At 26.6% G+C, this 17,114-nt stretch carries 20 protein-coding genes and 1 pseudogene; 6 read left to right on the forward strand and 15 right to left on the reverse strand.

All coding sequences use genetic code 11. The features are described from left to right. Nucleotides 1–23 precede the first annotated feature (23 nt). From BN7997_RS11675 to BN7997_RS11685, 3 genes are all read right to left on the reverse strand, one after another. Nucleotides 24–887, reverse strand: coding sequence for a YitT family protein (locus BN7997_RS11675; RefSeq protein WP_071120947.1), 864 nt, complete (start codon nt 885–887; stop codon nt 24–26). A 159-nt stretch (nt 888–1,046) separates the two neighbouring features. After that, on the reverse strand, nt 1,047–1,295 hold the full coding sequence (locus BN7997_RS11680) for a DUF1294 domain-containing protein (RefSeq protein WP_071120948.1): 249 nt from the start codon (nt 1,293–1,295) through the stop codon (nt 1,047–1,049). Between the two features lie 9 nt (nt 1,296–1,304). Beyond that, nucleotides 1,305–1,778, reverse strand: a complete 474-nt coding sequence (locus tag BN7997_RS11685) for a hypothetical protein (RefSeq protein WP_071120949.1) — start codon at nt 1,776–1,778, stop codon at nt 1,305–1,307. A gap of 346 nt (nt 1,779–2,124) precedes the next feature. Here BN7997_RS11685 and BN7997_RS11690 point away from each other — a divergent pair, with 346 nt between their 5' ends. After that, nucleotides 2,125–3,330, forward strand: coding sequence for a MalY/PatB family protein (locus BN7997_RS11690; protein WP_071120950.1), 1,206 nt, complete (start codon nt 2,125–2,127; stop codon nt 3,328–3,330). A gap of 130 nt (nt 3,331–3,460) precedes the next feature. On the opposite strand, the gene BN7997_RS11695 is transcribed toward BN7997_RS11690, so the two are convergent. The 4 genes from BN7997_RS11695 to BN7997_RS11710 all read right to left on the reverse strand — a co-directional run bounded on the left by BN7997_RS11695 (nt 3,461) and on the right by BN7997_RS11710 (nt 6,760). Further along, complete coding sequence (locus BN7997_RS11695; protein ID WP_071120951.1) at nt 3,461–4,234, reverse strand: DUF3226 domain-containing protein; 774 nt, start codon at nt 4,232–4,234, stop codon at nt 3,461–3,463. Continuing rightward, the gene (locus tag BN7997_RS11700; protein ID WP_071120952.1) at nt 4,234–5,259 is read right to left on the reverse strand and encodes an AAA family ATPase; all 1,026 of its coding nucleotides are present in this window, start codon (nt 5,257–5,259) and stop codon (nt 4,234–4,236) included. Before BN7997_RS11700 ends, BN7997_RS11695 begins: the two co-directional genes overlap by 1 nt. Before the next feature lie 69 nt (nt 5,260–5,328). Then, complete coding sequence (locus BN7997_RS11705; RefSeq protein ID WP_074010978.1) at nt 5,329–5,871, reverse strand: VanZ family protein; 543 nt, start codon at nt 5,869–5,871, stop codon at nt 5,329–5,331. Nucleotides 5,872–6,043: 172 nt separating this feature from the next. Further along, entirely contained in the window at nt 6,044–6,760 is a 717-nt protein-coding gene (locus tag BN7997_RS11710; RefSeq protein WP_071120954.1) for a glucosaminidase domain-containing protein, read from the reverse strand. A 343-nt stretch (nt 6,761–7,103) separates the two neighbouring features. On the opposite strand from BN7997_RS11710, the gene BN7997_RS11715 reads away from it, so the two are divergent. Beyond that, on the forward strand, nt 7,104–7,316 hold the full coding sequence (locus BN7997_RS11715; RefSeq protein ID WP_071120955.1) for a hypothetical protein: 213 nt from the start codon (nt 7,104–7,106) through the stop codon (nt 7,314–7,316). 67 nt (nt 7,317–7,383) lie between these two features. On the opposite strand, the gene BN7997_RS11720 is transcribed toward BN7997_RS11715, so the two are convergent. Next, nucleotides 7,384–8,196, reverse strand: coding sequence for an Mrp/NBP35 family ATP-binding protein (locus BN7997_RS11720; RefSeq protein ID WP_071120956.1), 813 nt, complete (start codon nt 8,194–8,196; stop codon nt 7,384–7,386). Nucleotides 8,197–8,444: 248 nt separating this feature from the next. Between BN7997_RS11720 and BN7997_RS11725 the strand changes: the two genes are divergently transcribed. Further along, nucleotides 8,445–8,963, forward strand: coding sequence for an ECF transporter S component (locus BN7997_RS11725; RefSeq protein WP_071120957.1), 519 nt, complete (start codon nt 8,445–8,447; stop codon nt 8,961–8,963). Between the two features lie 152 nt (nt 8,964–9,115). Here the strand turns inward: BN7997_RS11725 and BN7997_RS11730 are convergent, their stop codons facing one another. The 4 genes from BN7997_RS11730 to codB form a co-directional block, all read right to left on the reverse strand. Then, nucleotides 9,116–10,090 (reverse strand): IS30 family transposase, encoded by a 975-nt coding sequence (locus BN7997_RS11730; protein ID WP_071119190.1) that lies wholly within the window; start codon nt 10,088–10,090, stop codon nt 9,116–9,118. 140 nt (nt 10,091–10,230) lie between these two features. Beyond that, entirely contained in the window at nt 10,231–10,944 is a 714-nt protein-coding gene (locus tag BN7997_RS11735; RefSeq protein ID WP_071120958.1) for a polymer-forming cytoskeletal protein, read from the reverse strand. Nucleotides 10,945–11,083: 139 nt separating this feature from the next. Then, on the reverse strand, nt 11,084–11,272 hold the full coding sequence (locus BN7997_RS11740; RefSeq protein ID WP_071120959.1) for a hypothetical protein: 189 nt from the start codon (nt 11,270–11,272) through the stop codon (nt 11,084–11,086). A gap of 124 nt (nt 11,273–11,396) precedes the next feature. Beyond that, nucleotides 11,397–12,404, reverse strand: a complete 1,008-nt coding sequence (gene codB, locus BN7997_RS11745) for a cytosine permease (protein WP_330385879.1) — start codon at nt 12,402–12,404, stop codon at nt 11,397–11,399. Nucleotides 12,405–12,906: 502 nt separating this feature from the next. Between codB and BN7997_RS11750 the strand changes: the two genes are divergently transcribed. Further along, entirely contained in the window at nt 12,907–13,296 is a 390-nt protein-coding gene (locus BN7997_RS11750) for a GntR family transcriptional regulator (RefSeq protein WP_071120960.1), read from the forward strand. After that, entirely contained in the window at nt 13,289–14,383 is a 1,095-nt protein-coding gene (locus tag BN7997_RS11755) for a DUF5808 domain-containing protein (protein ID WP_071120961.1), read from the forward strand. The genes BN7997_RS11750 and BN7997_RS11755 overlap by 8 nt, the downstream gene beginning before the upstream one ends. Nucleotides 14,384–14,432: 49 nt before the next feature. Here the strand turns inward: BN7997_RS11755 and glpK are convergent, their stop codons facing one another. The 3 genes from glpK to BN7997_RS15640 form a co-directional block, all read right to left on the reverse strand. After that, nucleotides 14,433–15,971, reverse strand: a complete 1,539-nt coding sequence (glpK, locus tag BN7997_RS11760; protein ID WP_071120962.1) for a glycerol kinase GlpK — start codon at nt 15,969–15,971, stop codon at nt 14,433–14,435. A 202-nt stretch (nt 15,972–16,173) separates the two neighbouring features. Next, entirely contained in the window at nt 16,174–16,329 is a 156-nt protein-coding gene (locus tag BN7997_RS15635) for a hypothetical protein (RefSeq protein WP_154665253.1), read from the reverse strand. Between the two features lie 27 nt (nt 16,330–16,356). Next, nucleotides 16,357–16,521: a hypothetical protein gene (locus BN7997_RS15640; protein WP_154665254.1), complete on the reverse strand. Its 165-nt coding sequence runs from the start codon at nt 16,519–16,521 to the stop codon at nt 16,357–16,359. Nucleotides 16,522–16,899: 378 nt separating this feature from the next. Here BN7997_RS15640 and BN7997_RS11765 point away from each other — a divergent pair. After that, a pseudogene (locus BN7997_RS11765) lies at nt 16,900–17,114 on the forward strand (IS5/IS1182 family transposase); the annotation flags it as partial.

The raw sequence follows: 17,114 nt of genomic DNA on the forward strand, positions 1-17,114 counted from the left end.
AAGAAGGTATACATCCTTCTTATTTAAGCTGCTATTGATTTAAATCCTTCACCTAATACTTCGTGAACATCACTTACTATTATAAATGCACTAGGATCAACTTTTTTTATAAGTTTCTTTAAGCTAACCTCTTGCTTTTTATTATTTACAACAACTAATAAAATACTCTTATCATTATTAGTGTATCCACCTTTACCATCAAGGATAGTAACTCCTCTTTTTATATCATTAACTATAGCTTCTTTTAGTTCATCTCTATCTTCTGTTATAATCATAAATGCCTTTGAATAATCAAATCCAGATATAATAGCATCTATTACCTTAACTATTATATAAAGTGCTATAGCAGAATATAATCCTGTTTCTATATTTCCATTAGCTATACCAGCTGATAAAACAACCATACCATCTATAATAGTTAAACATTTAGATACTGGTAAACTTGGTATTACTCTATTTACCATTAGTGCTATAAGGTCTGTTCCTCCTGTCGAACCATCTACACTAAATACAATACCTAAACCTATTCCTAGTAATATTGCACCTGATATCGCTGATAATAATACATCTTGTGTAACTGATATTGTTGCTAATGGTGCTGTAATTTCTAATATTCCTGATAATATTACCATACCTATGAATGTTTTTATAGCATCCTTTTTACCTAGTATTTTTATAGAAGATACTAAAAGAGGAATACCTATAAGAAGCATTATCGTTGATACAGATAAGCCTGTGAACTTACTTATTACAAGTGATAATCCACTTAATCCACCTGGTGCTATAGTATATGGCTTAAAGAACATATTAAGTCCGACACCCATAAACATACAACCTATTATTAGTCCTAAAAATTCTATTATAATATTATTTGTTGATTTTTTCATATTGTATAATCCCTCCAATTAAAAGTTATTATACCAACTTTTCATTTTTTTCGCTATGTTTTTACTTATTTATTTAATATATAATTTCTTTAGACTATTCAAAATAAATAAATCAATATTAATGTCTAATCCATTTATATATATTTATTTTAATTCTTCCTATGTATAGTAAATTAATATCATTATTTGAATAAATATGATAAAAGGCAAACCTGTAGTAAATTGTCTATGCTTAGTCTTATGTCTAAATTGATACATCCCTATAATACTTCCTATAGATCCACCTATAATTGCTATAAAAAAAAGATTTTTTTCAGAAATTCTATACATATTATTTTTAGCAAAGTATTTATCCAAATACATTGATAGTAATCCCACTATATTTATAAATATTAAATAATAAATCATGTCCGTTACCTATTTAGCCATAAGTACTATTATCTCTAATAATTGTGTACCTATCTCTCTTCCTTGGTTTTTTATTAATTCTAAATACAATTTTAATTTATCCCATTTTTCATCTAAATTTAAATCATCATTATTTATATTTTCTATAAGATTAATAACTTCTACTAATTTCTGTTTTTCTAAAATATCTTTATCTTCTATGTACTCTTTTAAATCTGTAAATTTATCATATATATTTTTTTGTTTTTCCTTTAAAATTAGTTCATCTTTATAGTCCTTTAAATAATTTTGTATATTTTCTATATCTTTTTTGCTGTAGTTCCAAACTACATCCCTACTTATGTTAGATATAGAATCTATAGTATTTTTATACTTATCGTGAAGCTCTTCTATTGCTATTACAATATCTAAATAATTATTTTCTTTAAGTACAATTTCACATCTTTTTATATCTAGATCCAATTCATTTAATTTATTTATCAAAGTCTCATCTCCTTATTATAAAATTGGTTATTTTAAATATTTTATTATTTAATTATTATACACAAGTTTTATATATTATCCAATTTTATATAATTAAATATCTTCTATCAAGTAAAGCTATTTTAAGCATAAATATTCTACTTTACATAATATGTTCTCTTTATTTATTAAAAATAATTAATTTATATTCAGTTATCCTAATGGCACTTTTTGCAATATTAATAGCATTTTTTCATATTTTATACTCATATATTGCGTGCTACTATATAGATATAAGCAGTAAAACAAACAACTAATTTTTTAGATAATATATAAAATATTAATTTAAACTTTGGAGGTTATTAAAATGAAATATAATTTTGATGAAATAATAGATCGTTCAAATAATTATGCAGTTAAATATGATGAAACTAAAGAAAAATTCGGTAGAGATGATTTAATACCATTATGGATAGCTGATATGGACTTTAAAGCTGCAGACCCTATAATAAATGCCCTTCAAGAAAGAGCAATGCAAGGTATATATGGATATACTTCTAGACCTATTGAATATTTTGAAGCTATAAAAAAATGGCAGCTTGAAAAAAATAACTGGGAAGTAGATACATCTCTTATGTCTCATGCTTTAGGAGTCTTACCAATGCTTGCAAACCTAATGCATACATTTTTAGAAAAAGGAGATAAGGTTATAATACAACCACCAGTATTTCATGAATTTAAAAATGTTATAGAAGCTTGGGGTGGTGAAGTTGTTACAAATCAACTTATAGAGGATAATGGTAGATACTATATAGATTTTGATGATTTAAGAAATAAAGCAAAGCAAGGTGCTAAATTTATGATAGTTTGTAATCCTCATAATCCAGTAGGAAGGGTTTGGTCAAAAGAAGAATTAGAAACTATAGCAAATATTTGCATAGAAAATAACATAACTATTATATCTGATGAAATTTACTCTGATATAATGTTATGGGGAAATAAACATACTCCAATAGCATCTATAAGTGAAGAAATAAGAAAACATACTATAACTTGTACTTCTTCAACTAAAACATTTAACTTAGCTGGACTTCAAGTTGCCACAGTAATATTCCCTAATCTAAATATGAAAAATCAATATGATGCTATATTAAAGAAAATAGAAACATATAGAAATAATGCATTTAGTATAGTCGCTAATACAATTGCTTTTACTGAAGGAAAAGAATGGTTTTTAGAAGCTACTACTTATATAGAAGAAAATATAAAATATGCTGTAGATTATATAAATAGTAATATTCCTCAAATAAAAGTAAGTATACCTGATAGTACATACTTATTATGGCTAGATTGTAGAAATTTAAATCTTGATGGAGATGACTTAGTTGACTTCTTTGTTAATAAAGCACGACTTGCACTTAATGATGGTCGTCTATTTGGAAATGGTGGAGATGGTTATATGAGAATAAATATAGCTTGTCCTAGAAGAATTTTAGAAAAAGCTCTATACCAATTAGAGAATGCAGTTGACAGCTATAATTTTGATAAATATGAATTAATTTCGGGTTGTTAAAACGCTCTACGTCAAAATAACTAATAATATACTATTATCTATTTCTTAAATTTTACTTTAATTTAAATACTTATCTATTTTTTAATTTAAAAAGGGCTATGCATTAGCCCTTTTGTTGATTTTTAACTTTTTAATTAAGCTCTAATATATCTATTATAAAGTCATAAAATTTTTTTATAACAGGGCTATACATTATACTTTCTTCACTTATCCAATCATCATATCGTATTGATATTTGATTGGCGCTTCCTGGTTGAAATATATTTGCTATGCATCCTATCTTAACTTTATTCTCACTAGATCTGCTCCAGCTTTCTTTATATTTATCATCAACCCTTTCTAAATATTCATTTACATTATCTAATAAATCACTATAAACAATCTTAGCACCTTCAAGTAAAAAGTTTTCTAACGTTCCTTGTGAGTAGTTATCGGGAAAAAAATAATAATACATATTTATAATTTCTCCTCGAATCCTACATGAACCACTTAGAAAATCTTTTTTCTTAATAACCATATCTTTGTTATACTTCCTAAATTTTTCATCAAAAGCTTCTTTTGCAGATTTTTGATCAGCATCAAATATTGCACATACTCCATTTATTTGCTTTAATTCTGACTTGGTCATATTACTAAGGTATAAATCTATATCCCTGATAATATTACCTACTCCATTAGCTGATACCATCGCTATGCATAAATTATTTTTTATAAAATATGAAGGCATAGGTATAAATCTATCTAACCTGTTATCTACAAATGGATAAGTTCTTGGTACTCTACTTCTCCATATTTCTGGAATATCATTTATGTTACTAACTTCTTTAAAGTCATTTATTAATAATATTCTAGCTACACAATTTATATCATGAACGCCTTCTACAAAAAATAAAAAACTTCTCATTATCTCACATCCTGACCTAGCAAGTTTCTAATATCTTTTAACCTATCACCAGAAAACTTTGTATAGTACGTTTTATTATTATATACTTCTATCCTAAAACAAGATAATAAGTCTATTTGATTTCCAAGTGAAAGTATAATTCCATCTATAGCTTCTAAACTATGAGTCGTACATATTAATTGAACCTTATACTCCTTACAAATCTTTATAATACTGTTAAACACTTTATTTATATGGTTTTTGTGTATTGCACTTTCTATTTCATCAACTAGCAGTATCCCACCTTTTGCACTTATCATTGCTGTTGCAAGTGTGAATATCTTTTTAATACTATCTCCAAAACTAAATAAAGGTGTAGTACCATATACATTATGATTTATATATATATAACTTCTACCTGTATTAAATTTTTTTACTAGTTTAAAATCTACTACGTCTGGATCAAATATATTAAGTAAATTTATTATATTTTCTTTATCTCTATCATTTACATTTTCTAAGGTACTTTCTATTAAGTCACTTCTATAATAATCATATGGAGTAACATATACTATTTTTATAATGTCATAGTCATTAAGGTATTTGATATCTTTATTTTCCTCTATAGATATATTTTTATCTATGACTGTTTCATCTTCTACCTTCACATTAATATTACCTAGAAATGTATTATCAGTGTCATTATTTATGTCAATATCTCTTACTATATTTCCATTTATGTTAACCTCTCTAGTTAATCCTTTTATAGTTGATTCAATTTTTATACTTTTGTTTATATCTTGATCTCTTGGGAATATGTCTAAGAATAGTTCAAAACTTGAAGGGTACGCAGAACTTCTTTTTGATACATTATTTAATATACTTTTTATGCTATCTTCATTTCCGAGTATTGACATAGCTTCAAGTAATGAGGTTTTTCCGCTATTATTCGCTCCTACTATTATATTTATATGAGATAGGTCCTTTAATTCTAAGTCTTCTATACTTTTAAAATGATGTATTTTTAGATAAGTTAAATAGCTCATATTATCACTTCTTTCTAATTTATATAATAATTATACAAATTAGAAAGAAATAATATAACATCTTTATAATTAATTATTAAATTCTTCTGACGACAAATCTTCTCTATTTAATAAGTTTTTAAATAGAGATACTATAATTTTTATTGCTAATATTATTATGAAAATTAAAGTTATACCAGTTAAAGCACCTAATGAATCTATAAATACATCCTTTATACTTCCTGATCTTCCTGGTACAGATAGTTGCCTGTATTCATCATAACAAGCATACATTATAGAAAGTAAAAGCGCTATTGATGATGATAGTATAAGCTTTTTAGAAAATAAATATATAAATAATAATAAAGATATTCCAATTAATGCATATATACTGAAATGTGCCATCTTTCTAACAATATAACTTTTACTTCCAAATCCTTTTAGTTTTTCATATATCTTGGTCTGAATTTTTATAAGCTTTTCATCTTGTAATGTAACTTTATCTCTTATTTTATCTATAAATCTTACGACTAACTGTGATTGACTTCCTGATACTTGTGCATCCTGACTAGAAAAATAATACATTCCACCTATGCTACACACAACTAACATAAACACTAGAAATTTCTTCATTTTATCAATCCTTTTACTCAATTTTCTACTTTATAGCTAATTAAATCTTGATATTTATAAAACTTTTCTATAATCATTAAGTTTATTATTATCTAATTATACCATATTTATTTTAAAATTAGCTAATAATAGGGGTATGACATTATATCGTTAATGTTATACCTTTTTCTTTTTATGATTTATCAACTCTAAACAAATTATCATAAGTCTTTAAGAAATTACTTGCCAAGTAATCAACCTTTTCTTCCCATCTTTTATCTTCTTCCTCATCTGGACAGTACATTATCTGGATAGCATCAACAGATAAACCATTGTAATACATAGAATCTTCTTTTAAATAATTCTTACTTAAGTGCCTTGCAGTATGAAGCACAGATTCATCATGGCTATTAAATAGTCTTCCTTCTGAACTATCACTATAAACTTCATAACCAGTTAAGTTATTATCCTCTATTGCCCTTCTAGATGTTGCAAATCCACTTTCAAGTGCTACAATTCCTGCCATAAAAAATGCATTTACACCATACTTTTTCTCTGCCTCAACAAAAGCACTTGCAAGATGAGCCATAGTTTTTGATCCAGTAGTATTCATAAGTACTTCCTTCATTTCGTCTTCAGTTATTCCACTAATTACTGTAACATTTTCTCTTAAATAAGTTACACCTTCTACTCTATTTATTTCAATCATTTCTTCATTTTTAATTCTAGTTTGTAATTTTTCATATTCTATTTTAAGATTTTCAGCTTCTTCATTATTTGCGATTTCATTATCTATATTATTTAGTGATAAGTTTTCTCCTGAAACTGTAGAGTATTTCGATAGTATATTAAAACTAAATGCTATAAATAATAAGCATATACAAATCACAAGGTACTTTTTTAAATTCACATTATCACTCTCCTTATATATAAATTCAATAACTTACTTTTATTCCCCTTTTAGCAAGTTTTGATAGGAAAGTGTATAACATGATATATTTTCCTTTATTTTAAGTTTTTATCTATATATTCGTTATTATTTTATAAGTATTTTCATATTTAATGTCAGCTATCTAATAAATTTATATATAGTAAATATATTTTTTTAATATATTTACTATATCCTACAAAGCTTTATCAATATTGCTAATTTAGTTTATACTTAAAAGTATAATACTTTGCAAATATTTCACAAATAAATTTAGTTTGTGATAAATATATTGGGTAAATAATATTATAGGATGGTGATTAAAATGAATGATAAAATAAAAATAACCTTTAAAAATGATTTTATAAGAATTGTAGAAAGGAGTAACATCAGAAACTTTAATTCTCTAGTCGACTGGCTAGAAAAATTTAATAAAGGTGAAGATGTTCCTTTTCTTACCATGTCAGGAAGAGATTTAGGCAGTGCTATAGCTATAAATAAAAATAATGTAAAAAGCATAGAATTTATAAATAAATAAGCTGATAGTTTAACTATCAGCTTATACTTATGTATGAATATATATTAACTTATATTTTTACCTTTACCTATTTTATATTATCTACAATACCTGTTAGTATCCCGTCTAAACTATCACTAATTTCTGATACTCCATTATGAGTTATATTAACTATTTCTTTTGTCATAGGAAGTTCTCCTAAAAGTTTTAAATCCATTTCACTTAGGAATTTTTCAGTTTCTTCCCCTTCAAATAGTTTTATTTTTTTATCACAATCTGGGCATTGTATATAGCTCATATTCTCTACAACACCTAATACTTTTATATTTAACATTTTTGCCATATTAACAGCCTTTGCAACTATCATAGATATCATATCTTGAGGTACAGATACCATAACTACTCCACTTATAGGAATTGATTGCATTACTGTAAGTGCTACATCTCCAGTTCCAGGAGGCATATCTATTAATAGATAATCTAACTCTCCCCATATTACATCGCTGTAAAATTGCTTTACAGCATTACCTACCATTGGTCCTTTCCAAACTATTGGTTGATTTTCATTATCTACCATATAGTTTATAGACATTGTCTTTATACCCTCTTTACTTTCTATAGGGAATATATCTTTTCCATTTGACATAGCTCTTTGATTTTGAAGATTCATAAGTCTTGGAATACTTGGACCTGTTATATCTGAATCAAGTATTCCTACTTTATATCCCATTTTATTTAATTTTTTAGCTATTAATGCAGTTACAGTTGATTTACCAACTCCACCTTTTCCGCTCATAACAGCAATTATTTTTTTTATATTATTATTTGGGTTATTCTTTATATTACAAGTTGCTTGGCTTTTGCAACTATTTTTTGATGGACATGAGTTACAATTTGACATTTATTATTCCTCCAATTTATGTTAACTTCTAGTATTTTATTTTCTAATATATTATTTACCCATAAATTTATATTTTATTGATATTATTGAAAAATCATTAATTTTTTATACAATACTAAGAAATACTATATAATGTATTGTCTTTTTTTATAATTTTAAAAATTGTATGGGTACAATTTTCATTGTATCTAATTATGGTAGTTGGTATAATTTAGATAACACATGATTATAAATTGGAGGATATATGAATGAATAACAAAACAAAATTAATTGTCCTAAATGGACTTATGATAGCTCTTGTTTGTATCGCCACTATGGTAATACAAATACCAATACCTATGACAGAAGGATATGTAAATATAGGGGATAGTATTATTTTTGTAGCATCAATTTTATTTGGACCTATACCGGGTATGATTGCAGGAGGATTAGGATCTGCTTTAGCTGATATTCTAACTGGATATTCACATTGGGCTTTATTCACACTACTAATAAAGGGATTTGAAGGATATGTAGTTGGTATTATTGTTAGAAAGAATACAAATTTAGTAAAAAATATATTAGCTACATTACTTGGTGTCCTGATTATGGTCAGCGGATACTTATTAGCAGGTACATTTTTACAAGGTAGTTTTATAATTTCATTAGGTTCAGTTCCATCTAATACTATTCAAGGTATAGTTAGTATGGTAATTGGTATACCAATAGCTTCATATCTTCTGACTGTAAAATACGTAAAATCATTTAAACAAATATCTAGTAATTAAAACAAAGTCTAATATATATTTCTTGTAATTAAAAAGTGTGCTAAAATAATCAAACACTTAAACTTAAGTTCTAATTATTTTAACACACTTTATTTACTAGTTTATTGTATCCTGAATTGTCAATTTAAATCAGACAAATTACTTATGAATCACTAAGCAAATGTAAGTAAGCTTTCAAATCCAGTTGCTTCTTTTATAACCTCATTTGGTGTTTTATAGTCTAGTGATTTTCTAGGTATAGAATTCCATTTATACGCAATCATATTTAATTCTTCTTGAGAATATGCAGATAAATCTGTAGACTTAGGTAAATCTTTTCTAACTATTCCATTTGAATTCTCATTTAGCCCTCTTTGACCTGGTGATCCAGGGTCTCCAAAGTAGATTTCAATATTAACTGAACTATCTTTTTCTATGTCTGACCATTTTGAAAACTCTTTACCTCTATCAAATGTAATAGTAGATATACACGACTTATGTAAAGATGATAGCCATTTGCAAATTGCTTCTTTAACATCCTCACTCTTTCTACTTGCTTTAAGTAATACAATATATTTTGAATACTTTTCTACTAAAGTAACTATAGCTGATTTTCTAGCTTTTCCTACAATAGTATCTCCCTCAAAATGGCCATATTCTATACTAGTTTTAGCATTAGGATACTTTTCATCTCTTTCATGAATTGTTTTACATGTATTAATTTTACCTCTTGTTTCGTTATGACCCTTCGGGTTATTTTTACCCTTACGTCTCAACTTATTTATATCTATTACACCTTGTTTTGCTAATTTGTATAATGTTTTTGTTGATATTTTTTCATCTTTTCCATCTATTTTATCTCTTCCTGCGATAGCATCTAAAGACCAATCATTTTCTAGCTTATTATTGATATCATCTAATTTTTCTTTGCTTAATACAATGGGCTTTCTTCCACATCTAGATTTATTTATTAGGTATTGATTATATATTTCTTGAACAGTAAGTCCTTGCATAAATAGCTTGTAATATCTGTAAACTTTATCTTTTCCAATTTTCATTCTTTGAGCGCAAGCTCTTGCTTTCACGCCTAAATAGTAATTTGCTTCTAGATTTGTTAGCTGATTTATGTTAATATGATTAAAAGACATTTTTGGTACTCCTTTTGTTGATTTTAGTAGGTTAACTAAGTATATCATAAGTGTCTTTTTTTGTTTATATATTTGTCTGATTTAATTATACAATTCAGGTATAAATTCCTATTTTCTTCTAAAATAACCACTGTGTCCTCCTAGCTTACCTTTACGCTTTTTTCAACTTTACAATCATCAGATATATTAAGATTTTTGGTATATTCTATATATTCTACATATGAGTTTTCTAGTTTTATATCATCACCTTTCATTGATTTACAACTAAACCTTCCATGTTTTACTTTATATAAATTTGGAATATATTTACGTCTATATTTAAGTATTTCTATTTTTGATGATTTTATTTCATTACAATATGACTTGCTATATGGATAAATATTTACACTTTGAGCTTTTAATATTCCATCACACTGTATAGAACCTTTTATAGTTATACTTTCACTCTCTATACTACCTTTCACTTTAACTAATCCATTTATATTTATTTCTTTAGCATATATATTAGATTCTATATCTATGTCTCCATCTATATCAACAATATCACACTTTATATCAGAACTAAACTTGCAATCTCCAACCAATACAAGTTTCTCTATATCAGCATTTCCATCTACTAATAAATCTCCACTTATCTTAACCTGTCCTACTTTAATATCTCCATTTATATGTGTATTTCCACGTACATTTAATTGTCCAAAATCTAAATTACCTCTAAACTCAGCATCTCCATTTATTTTTACTTCTCTTGCATATACATTTCCAATAGATGATACATCTCCCATAATTTTTACTACATCATATTCTCCTTCACTAATAAATCCATCTCCTGATATCTTTATACTTTTTTTCATATTTTCCTCCTTTCTTAATCTTTATAATTATAATCTGATTATTAAATAGCTAATTTATTATTAAGATTATATTCGTAATATAATAAATATTTACTTAAAAAAGGTATAGGATATATAATTTTCCCTATACCTTTTCTTACTATTCTTTTAACATATCTATTGCACCTAATGCAATATGAGCAACACCTGCTCCTACTAATAAAGCTCCTGTCATATTTGCGTAATCGCGAGATCTAAATCTTCTTTGTTTAGATTGATTAGCATCTACTGATAATCCTGCCATAGTTACTGCTACTCCTAATGTAACAGGTATTAATCCTTTTTTCATGATCTAGTTCCTCCTCAATGTAAATTTAATATTATTTTTTACATTAAAGAGTTTATTATAGTATGTAATATCTTACTATTTTAAATTATTTTGTTTATTATAAGAAATTTAGAATTTATATTAATTACATATTAGACAATATATATTTAAACTCCTCTATTTTTAGTTCTATTTTATATATATAATATAAAATACCTACTATACCATTTATTATAACCATTCTACTTTTTGGTTGCTTTGTTATATTTGAAAATCCAAGCCCTGATCCATAAAGCGCATTATCATTAGTAGTCCAAATATTAAGCCCAAGTATTATTATTGCTGGTATTATAAGACCTTGCATAAACATTACTTCTGCTATATCTGATTGACCTGTAGCCATTGCTCCTATAGCTCCAAATGCTAACATTAATGAATTTCCTATTAAAAAAGCTATTACAGTAGTACTTACAGCTGTCTTTTTATCTTTAGAAAATCTTGTAAAGTCTGCTGTTAATGTTCCACCACTTATAAATGTACCTACTACTGATGCAAGTGCTGCACTCATAGTCATAGTTCCTGTCGGTTTTATTGATAGTAATCCTGTAATTCCACCAACATCACCTATAGCTTTCCCTGCTGATATACTACCTAGTATTGCTATTGAAGGAACTGCTATCATACTTAGTATTGTTAGTGATTTCATTCCAAAGAAAGCCGTAGCTGTCATTAATAAACCTGATACCAAAACTAATATACCTACGTTAATTCCTGTAACCTTTGATACTGGTATAGCAAACATTGCAACCCCTACACCAAACCAACCTACTTGTGTTGCTGATACTAAAAATGATACAAGGTATGAACCTTTTTCACCAAATGAATATCTTGCAAGTAAGTGCGTTGAAAGCCCTGTATCACCTGCCATATAAGCTAAAAGTCCTGTATATACACAAAGTATTATATTACCTATAATTACTGCAGTTATAAACTTCTCCATACTAAGACTTGTACCTAAGTTTCCTCCTGCTAACATACTCGCTGAGAAGAATGTAAATCCTAACATTACAACTAGCATTGATATAAATCCTTTTTTATCACTATTTGGTATTGCTTCTAGTGAATAATCGTGGTCTTGATGTTTTTTACTCATAAATATTCTCCTTTTTATAAGTACCTAAACAAAAAACCTCTTGCTAAGCAAGAGGTTTTCTTATAATTTTAATAAATATTTCCAATATATTTTTATACTATAATTATATATATGTATACTTATTAAAATACTATAATTTTCATATCCGAAAACCTTGCCAGCTTCTCTGAACTGGATTAAAGGTCCTATTTATTTTATTAAAGCTATATTAGCATACCCGTCGAATATTGTAAATAAGTTTTATAAATTAAATTTATTTTTTATTATATACTATATATTTTAAGCTATATTCATTAAATATCTCTTTTAAAGTCTCTTAACAACTTACTATATAACCTGCTTAGTATTTATAGTCTTACTAGTTTGCTTTAGCTTACAAATCAGTAAATTTTTCAAAAAATTTCCCTTTCTAATATTTCTTTATAATTCATACTTGTAATATTTCTAATCATTGTTATATAATATATATAACAATGATTAGAAATATTATGGAGGTTTAAAAATGATTTTAAATTTAGATTTTAATAGTGATGTTCCTATTTATACTCAAATTAGAGAACAAATAATTAAATCTATTGCCAGTGGTGATTTAAAAATAAATGAATCTTTACCATCAGTAAGAAATATGGCTGAAGAAATAGGAGTAAATCTCCATACAGTTAATAAATCTTATAACTTACTTAAAGATGAAGGGTACATAAATATAGATAGAAGAAAAGGTGCAATTGTAAATAAACTACCACTAGATAAAACTGATTTTAATGTTGACAAAATTGAATCTATGTTAGATCTTCTAGTAGCTCAAAGTTACCTTTTAGGAATGTCTCGTGAAGAATTTTTAGATTATAGCAATAAATTATTTGATAAATACGAGGTGAAAGATTATGAATAGTACTTTAGCTTTAATTATTAATGTTCCAACTTTATTTTTACTATATATATTAACTTATCTTACTCAAGCTTTAAGCGGTAAAAGACAATTTTATGGAATTAGCTTAAACTCTGATTACTTTAACAAAGATGAATTTAAAAATTTAGATAAAAAATATAAACTATTTACAACTATTGGTTTTATAATATCTTTAATACTTGAGTTAGCATCTATTTATATATTTAAGGCATATGTAACTTCTTCAATTTTGCCAATGTTAGCTTTTTGTTTGTATAGCTTTTTTGTATATATAAATATTCATAATAAAGTTAAATCATTAAAATCTGAGTTATCACTTAATATATATGATTTAGATTTAGAAAAAACTAAAGTTATATTAGATACAGAGTTTATTCAAGAGAAAAATAAAATAGTAAAAAAGTATTCGTTATTATTTACAATTCCTATAATAGTAGCTACTTTAGTTGGAATATATGTATTATCTAATTATAAATCTATACCAGATACTATCCCTACTCACTGGGGACCTAGTGGAAATGCAGATGCATTTGCTGATAAATCCTTTATAAAAATACTTGCTATTGTAGGTATGATGATTGGCCTTGGAGTTGTTATTTATATATCATCTATATCTTCATTAAAAACTAGAGCTAAATTATCTATTAATTCTATAGATAATAGTAAAAAAGCTCATTTACATTATTTAAATATGTTTGGATTTACTTTTTTAGTTTTAAATATAGGATGTGAAGTTTTATTTATAGATATACTTATTGCTACTATGAATGCAAGCAGTGTGAATCCTTTAATTTTATGGCCAACTACCATTATAATTATTTTAACTGCAAATTATCAAATGTATCTATATTATAAATCTCCTAATAAAAGTAAGAATGCTGTTTATTCTATTGATGATGATGATTCATTATGGATATTTGGTTGTATTTATAATAATCCAGATGATCCATCACTTTTCGTTAATAAAAGATTTGGTGCTGGATGGACTGTAAATATCGGTACAATTAAAGGAAAAATATTCTTTATATTACCATTTATAATAGTTTTATTTTCCCTTGCCTTAATATAAAAAGTCGCTAATTTAGCGACTTTTTATATGTTTTATATATTATTTTATTCTAACTATCTATACGTGATAACTCATCTCTAAACTCTTCATCTTCTTTAGCCCATAAAAGAGATCTACTTACTGCCTTTTTCCATCCTTTATATAGTAAATTTCGCTTATCATCACTCATATTAGGTATGAACTCTCTATCTATAATCCAAGATTTTTTTATTTCATCCTTATTATTGTAAAACTCTACTGCAAGACCTGCTAAATATGCAGCTCCTAGTGCTGTAGTTTCTACAACTTTCGGTCTATCGATATTTACATCCAGTATGTCAGATTGGAATTGCATTAAAAAATTATTGCTACTTGCTCCTCCATCAACTCTAAGATCTTTTAGCTTAAGACCAGAGTCTTCTTGCATTGCATTTAATACATCCTTAACTTGGTATGCTATTGATTCAAGTGTTGCTCTCACTAGATGGGCTCTATTGGCACCTCGAGTAAGACCCATTATAGCTCCTCTTGCATACATATCCCAATATGGTGCTCCCAGTCCTGCAAATGCTGGAACTACATATACTCCATTAGTATCTTTTACGCTATTTGCATAAAATTCACTTTGTTTTGCATCATATAATACTCTAAGTTCATCTCTTAACCATTGTATAGATGCTCCACCTATAAATATACTTCCTTCTAGCGCATATTCTACTTTACCATCAACACCCCAAGCTATAGTTGTTAATAATCCATGCTTTGACTCAACTATGTTTTCTCCAGTGTTCATAAGCATGAAACATCCTGTTCCATAAGTATTTTTAGCACTTCCTTCTTCAAAACATGTTTGTCCAAATAAAGCTGCTTGTTGATCTCCTGCACATCCAGCTATTGGTATCTGTGCTCCTGATAACATACCTTCATCAGTGTGACCATATATATAACTTGATGGCTTTACATCTGGTAGCATAGACTTTGGTATATCTAATATTTCTAATATTTCATCATCCCATTTTAATTCTTTTATATTATAAAGCATTGTTCTTGCTGCATTTGTATAATCTGTTACATGAACCTTTCCACGAGTTAGATTCCATATTAACCAAGTATCTACTGTACCAAATAACAGTTCTCCATTTTCTGCTTTTTCTCTTGCGCCTTCAACATTATCTAGTATCCACTTTATTTTAGTAGCTGAAAAATACGCATCAAGAATTAATCCAGTTTTATCTTTTATTAATTTTTCATATCCTTTTTCTTTTAACTCATCACATATTTCAGATGTTCTCCTACATTGCCATACTATAGCATTGTATACTGGTTTTCCTGTGCTTTTCTCCCAAACTATTGTAGTTTCTCTTTGATTTGTTATTCCAATTGCACAAACTTCTTCTGGTCTTATAGAATTAGTTTCTAAGACTTCTCTCATTACTCCGCTTTGACTTCCCCATATTTCCATGGGATTATGTTCAACCCATCCAACCTTTGGATAAAACTGAGTGAATTCTTTTTGAGAAGTTGCAACTACATTTCCTTCTTTATCAAATAAAATAGCTCTTGAACTAGTTGTTCCTTGATCTAATGCCATTATATATTTTCTATCCATGCTCATTCCTCCAATAATTAATTTTAAACCAAATTAATTATTAATACTACTATAATCTTGATATTTAAAATAATTTAATTTTTAACATAAAAAATATAGAGCCTGTAGTAAGTTACTACTATAAGCTCTATATTTTCCTGCTTTTCATATCTTAAATAAGAATTTTTATACTCTCAAAAAACGTGGTAAAAATTTACCACGTTTAATTTTTTTCTTTATTATCCTTGTTCTCATTATTATCTTTAATATTGTCTACATTTATTATTATTTCATCTATAGAGGAACTACTCTTTAATATATCTTTAGTATATTGTAGGGCGTCATTATAATGACCGTTATAAAATCTGCTATCGCTCAATTTATTCACTCCTCTAACTAATTATTTTTAACACGGAGGAAAATGTCTTTTTCTCGCTAATCTATCTCCTACTATTTCTGATATTTTTTTATTTGATTGTATTTCTTTTGCTATTTCCATTTTACCTGAATTGTCTTTTAATAATTTATTCATTTCTTTATTATTATCTAATTCTTCTCTTTTACTTGTCATGATAATTTCCTTTCTTTTATATTTTGTATATCTTTAAGTTGTCCATATCTAATAAATTTACTACTATTATTTTTTCTATGTTTTGGCTAATTTTCTCATTAATACTAGCATTTATATTTTAACCATAACTAAAATAAATTATAAATTTACATATAAAAAATTCGCTTCGCTCATGTCGCCAACGACTTCGTCCGTTGCTCAAAATCTTTTTTACGCTCAAAACCAACTTATTGATATTACTTACATTCATAAGTTGTCCACATTTTTTAAGTATTATAATATCCTTAAGCGTAAAAAAGAGGCTTTAAAAGCCTCTCAGAGCGTAGACAAAGTCTACGCTCTTTTATTTTTGTCAATACTCTTTATGAGGTGATAAATATGTTAACTATAAGAAAAGAAGATTTTAGAGAAGATGAAATAAATGTGATATTAGATAGATTAGTTCCTGAAAATCATCTAGTAAGAAAAATAGAAAATGCAATAGATTTTAGTTTTATTTATGATAAAGTAAAAGACTTATACTCTCCGTTAGGAGCTCCAAGTATAGATCCAGTTGTTTTAATAAAAATAGTTTTAATTCAATATTTATTTGG

Origin of the sequence: Romboutsia timonensis, from assembly GCF_900106845.1 — a bacterium.
Taxonomy (GTDB): Bacteria; Bacillota; Clostridia; order Peptostreptococcales; family Peptostreptococcaceae; genus Romboutsia; species Romboutsia timonensis.

Excerpts from the sequence above, each read along its gene's own strand:
- BN7997_RS11725 (WP_071120957.1), top strand. The coding sequence starts at position 8,445 with ATGAATAACAAAACAAAATTAATTGTCCTAAATGGACTTATGATAGCT.
- BN7997_RS15640 (WP_154665254.1), bottom strand. The coding sequence starts at position 16,521 with ATGACAAGTAAAAGAGAAGAATTAGATAATAATAAAGAAATGAATAAA.
- BN7997_RS11695 (WP_071120951.1), bottom strand. The coding sequence starts at position 4,234 with ATGAGAAGTTTTTTATTTTTTGTAGAAGGCGTTCATGATATAAATTGT.
- BN7997_RS11705 (WP_074010978.1), bottom strand. The coding sequence starts at position 5,871 with ATGAAGAAATTTCTAGTGTTTATGTTAGTTGTGTGTAGCATAGGTGGA.
- codB (WP_330385879.1), bottom strand. The coding sequence starts at position 12,404 with ATGAGTAAAAAACATCAAGACCACGATTATTCACTAGAAGCAATACCA.
- BN7997_RS11730 (WP_071119190.1), bottom strand. The coding sequence starts at position 10,090 with ATGTCTTTTAATCATATTAACATAAATCAGCTAACAAATCTAGAAGCA.
- BN7997_RS11700 (WP_071120952.1), bottom strand. The coding sequence starts at position 5,259 with ATGAGCTATTTAACTTATCTAAAAATACATCATTTTAAAAGTATAGAA.
- BN7997_RS11675 (WP_071120947.1), bottom strand. The coding sequence starts at position 887 with ATGAAAAAATCAACAAATAATATTATAATAGAATTTTTAGGACTAATA.
- glpK (WP_071120962.1), bottom strand. The coding sequence starts at position 15,971 with ATGGATAGAAAATATATAATGGCATTAGATCAAGGAACAACTAGTTCA.
- BN7997_RS11690 (WP_071120950.1), top strand. The coding sequence starts at position 2,125 with ATGAAATATAATTTTGATGAAATAATAGATCGTTCAAATAATTATGCA.
- BN7997_RS11755 (WP_071120961.1), top strand. The coding sequence starts at position 13,289 with ATGAATAGTACTTTAGCTTTAATTATTAATGTTCCAACTTTATTTTTA.
- BN7997_RS11735 (WP_071120958.1), bottom strand. The coding sequence starts at position 10,944 with ATGAAAAAAAGTATAAAGATATCAGGAGATGGATTTATTAGTGAAGGA.
- BN7997_RS11680 (WP_071120948.1), bottom strand. The coding sequence starts at position 1,295 with ATGATTTATTATTTAATATTTATAAATATAGTGGGATTACTATCAATG.
- BN7997_RS11750 (WP_071120960.1), top strand. The coding sequence starts at position 12,907 with ATGATTTTAAATTTAGATTTTAATAGTGATGTTCCTATTTATACTCAA.
- BN7997_RS11715 (WP_071120955.1), top strand. The coding sequence starts at position 7,104 with ATGAATGATAAAATAAAAATAACCTTTAAAAATGATTTTATAAGAATT.
- BN7997_RS11720 (WP_071120956.1), bottom strand. The coding sequence starts at position 8,196 with ATGTCAAATTGTAACTCATGTCCATCAAAAAATAGTTGCAAAAGCCAA.
- BN7997_RS11740 (WP_071120959.1), bottom strand. The coding sequence starts at position 11,272 with ATGAAAAAAGGATTAATACCTGTTACATTAGGAGTAGCAGTAACTATG.